The organism is Bartonella sp. AA16NXGY, assembly GCF_042197325.1.
Lineage (GTDB): Bacteria > Pseudomonadota > Alphaproteobacteria > Rhizobiales > Rhizobiaceae > Bartonella.
This window is the reverse complement of sequence record NZ_JBHIRR010000019.1, coordinates 23,247-29,499: the sequence shown is the minus strand read 5'-3', so window position 1 is coordinate 29,499 and position 6,253 is coordinate 23,247. Positions and strand designations below refer to the sequence as shown.

The window sequence follows — 6,253 nt, the reverse complement described above, 5'->3', positions numbered from 1 at the left end:
CGTTTGTGTGGTACTTAGTTCACTCATCTTGATTTCCTCCTATTTGAGCGCAATTCACCCGTGGCGTGAATCACGCTGGTGTTTAAAAATGTTATTTGGTTGTTAGAGTTTGGATTTTATAGGTTGCATTATGTCTTCAGAAATTATGGTATCTACATAAGGCTCGTCTTTATACCCAGAGATAGTGATACAAAGTTCACCTAGATTGTGAGTATTTCTCACAACTAACTGTGCACACAAGGTAGGTTTAATTCCATATTTATACATGATTTATTTTTTCTCGTTTGTTGTGATACGGCTTTCTCCGCAGATCTCTGAATCTCCGTAAATTTTTGCGTCGCCATAAACTCTTGCATTGGGATAAACAATTGCATTTCCGTAAATCTGTGCGTTTTCAAAAATGCGACCACCACCATATACTCGGGCGTTATTATAAATTTTTGCATTGTCATAAATTTTTGAACCCCAAGTAACACAAGCATTATCGTAGACCCAGCAATTGCCATCATGAGAGAGATTGCTTTCATTTTCTATAAAGCCCCCAAGGTCCCCAGCCTTAACATCATCAAAATCTCTTAAAGCACGAATGCGGTACAATGTATGGCAACTTACAATATCGGTGGTTTCATTAGTCAATTCGTATTTTTTCACCATGCTTTTTCTCCAGTGGACATGACGTTATCGCCATCAATATCCGCATCACGATAAATTTTTGCGTCGCCATAAATACGTGCATTACCGGAAACTGTTGCCATTCCATAAACTTCGGCAAAACCGTAAACATGTGCATTATGTTTAATTCGTGCACTACCATAAACTTCAGCATCATCATAAACTTGAGCATTATCGTAAACGCAAGCACAAGATAAGACGAATGCATTACCACCTACCCAGCAATTACCATGATGCGATAGGTTGTTTTCATGTTCTATAAAGCCGCCTAAATTACCTTTTTTAATAACTCCAAAGTCTCTTAAAGCGCGGATACGGTGAAGAGTTACCCCTTTAAACTCAGCTTTCTCATCAGTAAGTTCGTACTTCTTTTCCATTAGTTTGCTCCAGTGGATATTCTGCTATTGCTGCCAATCCAATCTTCACAACGTAAATCCGCATCACCGTAAATTTTTACATTTCCGTAAATGTGTGTATTACCGCCAACTTTTGCATTTCCATAAACGCTTGCCTTATCGTAAACATATGCTTCATAATAAACATGAGAATTGCCATAAACATGTGCATGATCAAAAACTTTAGCGTCACCGTAAACGTATGCATCACCGTAAATTTCTGCATAATTGTAAACTTTTGCTTCATCAGAAACGAGTGCATCTCCATAAACCCGCGCATCACCATAAACATAGGCATAACCGGAAATATGTGCATTTTGATAAACACGAGCATTATCATAAACCCTAGCATAATCTCCAACCCAACAATCGCCCCCATGACTAAGATTGCCTTCCTTTTCAATAAAACCGCCAAGGTCACCTTTTTTGACATTTCCAAAATCTTTTAATGCACGTATGCGGTAAAGCGTGCGTCCGCCAACTTCATCCATTTCATCAGTCAATTCGTATTTTTTTTCCATGATTTTTCCTCCCTAACGCCTCTTGGCGATTGTTTGTGCGTGGTTTATATAATTACTTATATAACTATAATTATAAAATAGCAAGCAAAAAATTATAAAAAGTTATATTTTTATAAAAAATATTATAATATCTTGCTGAATAAGAGGGGAGGATAATTAGCGATAAGTCCGAATCATCTTGCTGTAAGAACTTATTGGCAAAATAGCAAATATCTCTCCAACCCACACAATTTTAACATTCTTAATAGGTAAGGCATTCCAAGAAAGCAGATCTATTTCACCATTCATTCCCCTGCTAATCTGCTTTATATATCTTTTATTATCATGTGTTAAAATAACGGCTTCTTTGCCAAAAAAGGATTCTATTGTTTTAATTTGGCGCCGTCTTACGATAACCATATCTCCATCTTTATAGGCTGGTATCATAGAATCTCCTTTAACTTCAAAAGCAACCATATCATCAGGTAAAGCAAAAGGAATTTCTACTTGTTCAAGACCATCTTCAGGGATTTGTTCAAAACTTGGATCTATCTGTGTTCCTGCTCCAATATACCCCATAAGAGGAACAAAAGTTATTAAGTGATTGTCCCCTTTTAGTTCTTTATATAATTCTAAAATGGCATCTCGATTAGAGCCGCGTGGATCAGAATCTTTTAACCACTTAGACACTGAAGCTTGTGTTACGTTTAGCCGTTTGGCTACATCTTCTTGCGTTAAGTTAAACTCGGTCAAAATCTTTTTTAATGTGCTTATGATATTAGATTTATTACTCATACTTCTGCTTACCTTATTTTTTTATCGTTGATAAAGATAATTTTCATTGACTTTATATAACTATAATTATATGAATAAAATAAGACAAAGCTGTAATTGGAGCTTGTAAATGGATCAACGAGAAGATTTTAAGAATTTGACTAAGTCAATACGGGGCAAATTTAATTGGACACAATCAGAAATGGCGAAAATGCTTGGTGTAACTCAAGCAGCTGTTTGCAAGTGGGAAAAAAGAGGATCTATCTCCGTAATAAATTATCTCAAGCTGCAAAAGTTGAAGGATAGTTCTAGCCCTATGCCTGCTTTTACTACTTCTCCCACAGATAATAATGAACATCAACAGCAGCATACACATTCTTAAAGAAGAAAGATCAGAGATGATAGATGTCCCGCATATCACTATAAGTAAAGTCAAGTTGATTAATCTTGTTAATAAGATTGGACGTGAAGACATATATTATGGTGTTCGCTCGCCTAATCAGACATGTGAAAGTTGCATAGATCCCTCATCAACAGGTTATCTTATCTATATACTGCAAAATATTTTTGCGCGTGATGATAGAAATTATTTTCCGTTATTGCCATACGATGATTTTAATCAATGGTTTTCATCTGCCTTTACGCAAGCTTTTACAACTTGGTTTGATAATTATTTTTCTCAAGATTTGTCATCTTTTCATCGCCTAAATGAGCTACTTTTGTTTACAGCTTTAGTCGAAAGTAATCTTGGCTTCTTAAGGGATGACCTCATCAAAAAAAGAGAAGAAGAAATCAAATTAATAAATGATGCGTGTAGTGTGCGTCTGAATTGAGTTAATCCACTTTTTTAAAGTCTATGAGGCTTTGTGTTGTTACAGTCATTTTTGTTTCTGGTTGCAGTGGGGATGTATGGGTAATGATTAAAGTAACTTGGTCTTTTATATCTTCTTCACGTGCTGCTACAAAAATAAGGATTTTTGAAGGTTTGCCTTCTGAGGGAGCTACAGAAATATTAACATCGATTTCTGGTCCCGTTCGAAAATTCTTTGCTTTATCACAGAAGCCAGGGAATACTCGCGATTCTGCAACCGCGTCAGGATTAACATATGGTGATTGTATTTGCCAAGTTTTTTGCCTAGGTTTGTATATGATGCCATATCCAAGAATAAAGCGAGAACTATCTTTTAGCTTTATATTTAAAATATGGACGACAGTTTGTGCATTATTTTCTACCTTTAAGAAAAGAAGCGTCCACTTGTCCTTTGTTGGAAGATGCGGTCCAGTTGCATATATGGAAAGTGGCGGTCCTAAATCCTGTACTCTTTTGTTATCTAACAAAATTTTAATATGTTCTTCTGACCATTTGGCAAGATCTTTTGTCGATATCGCTTGCTCTCTAAGGGCTGTCGTCTGTTCTTGGCTTTCTGCAAATTGCTTGCTTATCCATTCTCTATCTTCTTCTCGTTTTTTTGCAGCTGTTTCTAAATCATCTTTCCGGATTTTGGCTGCTTCTTTACGGTCTTTATTTCTTAAAATAAGCGCTACTGAAAGTGATCCGATAAATGACAGGAAACCCGTAAGAAATATCTTTATCCATTCTTGCATCTTTCCCCTCCCCACTTTTTTAGAATCGTTGGGAGGATACTTTTTCATAAACATTTTTTCAAGACAGGCAATCACAACACGCTCTGTCATAGCAAACATATAAATACGTAGAGCCTTAAGGGGGGATTATGATCACTAACGCACAAACCATTTTATGTCTTGATCTAGGGACCAAGACAGGCTGGGCGATATGCGGTGCGGATGGTCACATCATCAGTGGTGTCATGAATTTCCACCCCCGATATTTTTAAGTCGGTGGAATGCATTATTTACGCTTTAAGAGATGTCTATCAGAAATAAAACAGACAGTAGACAGCATTGACGCGGTGTATTTTGAAGAAGTGAGGCGTCATAATAGTACTGATGCAGTGCATATTTACGGTGACTTGTTATCAACCTTAACGACGTGGTGTGAACATCATCAGATACCGTATGAAGGCATTCCTGTTGGCACAATTAAGAAAGCAACAACAGGAAAAGGAAACGCATCAAAAGTAAAAATGATTAAGGCGGTGTGTGCAAAAGGACATACGCCTAAAGACGACAACGAAGCAGATGCTTTAGCAATTTTATATTTAATGAAAGAAGGGGGTATATATGTCCAGTAAATTACCGTGGACGAGGCTGTTTGCAGATAGGTGGATTCTTGATCTTGCTTGTTTATCTCCCATTGAATGCAATGTTTATATAAAATTGCGTTTGCAAATGCTTTATACTGGAGAGCCGCTTTTAAATAACACAAAGGTCTGGGCTAATTACACTGGTTGTTCAGTAAAAATGTTTATGAAAGCGTTAGAAGTTTTAATAAGCACGGGTCATATCGAACGTTTAGACGATGGGTGTTTATGGAGTTTAAAAGTTGAAGAAGAACTCAATAACTCTAATGAAAGCTTAGATAAGGTATCGAAGACATCTCGGTCAAAGAAGTTATCAGAGAGAGCAAAGAAAGCAGCGCAGGCAAGATGGGATAAACATACAAATGATGCTTGTGATGATGCTAAAGCCATTGAAAATACTGATAAAAATAATGCTAAAGCCATGCTTAACGATGCTAAAGTTATTAAGCATGATGCTTACGACATGCTTAATGATGCCTATATATATAACATAAACAATAACACTAACATTAACAGTTATAATAAAAAAACTAAAACTATCGTTTTAGCAAAAAAAGAAATTGGTTCTGAAGATTTAGAAACAATCGATTTGGTTGACGAGCCAACAGAGGTTGCTGCTGTTGAGATTACATCAGAGCAAATCGAAACCTCATCAGACAACCAACCTTCCATTCACGAGCAAGAGAACGTTCCCAAAAAAGCAAAACGAGCGCAAGCTAATCGCGGTTGTCGATTGCCAGAGGATTTCAAACCTAATTTGCAATACGCAATCGATCAAGGATTAACGCATGATGAGGCGCTGTTAGAAACCGAACGGTTCACAAATTACTGGATAGCAAACCCAGGTAAAAATGCAAACAAACGAGATTGGCAAAGGACTTGGTACAATTGGGTCACAAGCCCTATCGGAACGCTAGCAAAGAAAAAAGCAAGATTAGAACAGGAAAAACGGTTAGGTGGTTATCATGGAAAATTCACTCAGAAAACTTTCACAGAACAGCTTGCAGAAGGCTTCAACGAACTCAGAGATCATCTCTCATCTGGAGAAGATTATGGAAATGATCAGTCCGGGGTATCCATTGACGCTGAAAGCTGGGAATACATTGACGAAACAGGAGGAAGAGCAAACCTTAGATGCTTGCAATCTTCTACAAGCGTTGCTCTCTGTGAAAGCTTCAGTTAAGCAAATTGAGCAAGCTTCTTTCCTACTCTCAAGCATGAGAGTCCCTGCGAACACAGATTCCAAAGCCGTTGTTCTATCCTATAGCATGATGCTGGAACGGATTTCAGCATATGCTCTGAAAAAAGGCGTCGAAAATATCGTAACTGGTCAAGCAATTGGGATATCAAAAACATTTATGCCAACTTGTGGAGAGCTTTTAACTTATTGCCAGACACTAGAAAATACCCTTCTTTCAAAAGCCGAAACTGTACGTAGAGCAATTGAAAACACACGTGAGAAAACACTCAAAGAAAAAACAGCGAAAGAGCATTTTAGACCACTAACGCTTGTTCACAAGCAAGAGCTTGAAGAGACTTTAAATGGCATTGGTGGGATAATGAAACGCTTTGGTCCACAGCAAACTAGTGAAAAGTGCTGATCATTTTACAATTAGGTATGTGTTTAAATCGACAAAAAGGCACCATACAAAGCGATTTAAAGATTTTACGATTAACCCCCCCATATCCG

General features: G+C 37.3%; 9 protein-coding genes and 1 pseudogene. 5 read left to right on the top strand and 5 right to left on the bottom strand.

Annotated elements, in window-relative coordinates; genetic code table 11:
• Positions 1-270: 270 nt before the first annotated feature.
• The 4 genes from ACFINK_RS08425 to ACFINK_RS08410 all read right to left on the bottom strand — a co-directional run bounded on the left by ACFINK_RS08425 (position 271) and on the right by ACFINK_RS08410 (position 2,362).
• Positions 271-654, bottom strand: coding sequence for a hypothetical protein (locus ACFINK_RS08425; RefSeq protein WP_273790346.1), 384 nt, complete (start codon positions 652-654; stop codon positions 271-273).
• Positions 648-1,049, bottom strand: a complete 402-nt coding sequence (locus tag ACFINK_RS08420; protein ID WP_375613985.1) for a hypothetical protein — start codon at positions 1,047-1,049, stop codon at positions 648-650. The genes ACFINK_RS08425 and ACFINK_RS08420 overlap by 7 nt, the downstream gene beginning before the upstream one ends.
• Entirely contained in the window at positions 1,049-1,588 is a 540-nt protein-coding gene (locus tag ACFINK_RS08415) for a hypothetical protein (protein ID WP_375613984.1), read from the bottom strand. Before ACFINK_RS08415 ends, ACFINK_RS08420 begins: the two co-directional genes overlap by 1 nt.
• A gap of 156 nt (positions 1,589-1,744) precedes the next feature.
• Complete coding sequence (locus tag ACFINK_RS08410) at positions 1,745-2,362, bottom strand: S24 family peptidase (RefSeq protein ID WP_375638755.1); 618 nt, start codon at positions 2,360-2,362, stop codon at positions 1,745-1,747.
• 109 nt (positions 2,363-2,471) lie between these two features.
• Between ACFINK_RS08410 and ACFINK_RS08405 the strand changes: the two genes are divergently transcribed.
• Together ACFINK_RS08405 and ACFINK_RS08400 are read left to right on the top strand one after the other, a co-directional pair.
• Entirely contained in the window at positions 2,472-2,723 is a 252-nt protein-coding gene (locus ACFINK_RS08405) for a helix-turn-helix transcriptional regulator (RefSeq protein WP_375638753.1), read from the top strand.
• Positions 2,692-3,174 (top strand): hypothetical protein, encoded by a 483-nt coding sequence (locus tag ACFINK_RS08400; RefSeq protein ID WP_375638751.1) that lies wholly within the window; start codon positions 2,692-2,694, stop codon positions 3,172-3,174. Before ACFINK_RS08405 ends, ACFINK_RS08400 begins: the two co-directional genes overlap by 32 nt.
• Position 3,175: 1 nt before the next feature.
• Here the strand turns inward: ACFINK_RS08400 and ACFINK_RS08395 are convergent, their stop codons facing one another.
• A complete protein-coding gene (locus ACFINK_RS08395) occupies positions 3,176-4,045 on the bottom strand; it encodes a hypothetical protein (RefSeq protein ID WP_375638749.1) in 870 nt (289 codons plus the stop codon).
• Positions 4,046-4,074: 29 nt separating this feature from the next.
• Between ACFINK_RS08395 and ACFINK_RS08390 the strand changes: the two are divergent.
• The 3 genes and pseudogenes from ACFINK_RS08390 to ACFINK_RS08380 all read left to right on the top strand — a co-directional run bounded on the left by ACFINK_RS08390 (position 4,075) and on the right by ACFINK_RS08380 (position 6,164).
• A pseudogene (locus ACFINK_RS08390) lies at positions 4,075-4,554 on the top strand (crossover junction endodeoxyribonuclease RuvC).
• Entirely contained in the window at positions 4,544-5,746 is a 1,203-nt protein-coding gene (locus tag ACFINK_RS08385; protein WP_375638747.1) for a hypothetical protein, read from the top strand. The pseudogene ACFINK_RS08390 and the gene ACFINK_RS08385 overlap by 11 nt, the downstream one beginning before the upstream one ends.
• Positions 5,730-6,164 (top strand): hypothetical protein, encoded by a 435-nt coding sequence (locus tag ACFINK_RS08380; RefSeq protein WP_375628923.1) that lies wholly within the window; start codon positions 5,730-5,732, stop codon positions 6,162-6,164. The genes ACFINK_RS08385 and ACFINK_RS08380 overlap by 17 nt, the downstream gene beginning before the upstream one ends.
• Positions 6,165-6,253: the final 89 nt, after the last annotated feature.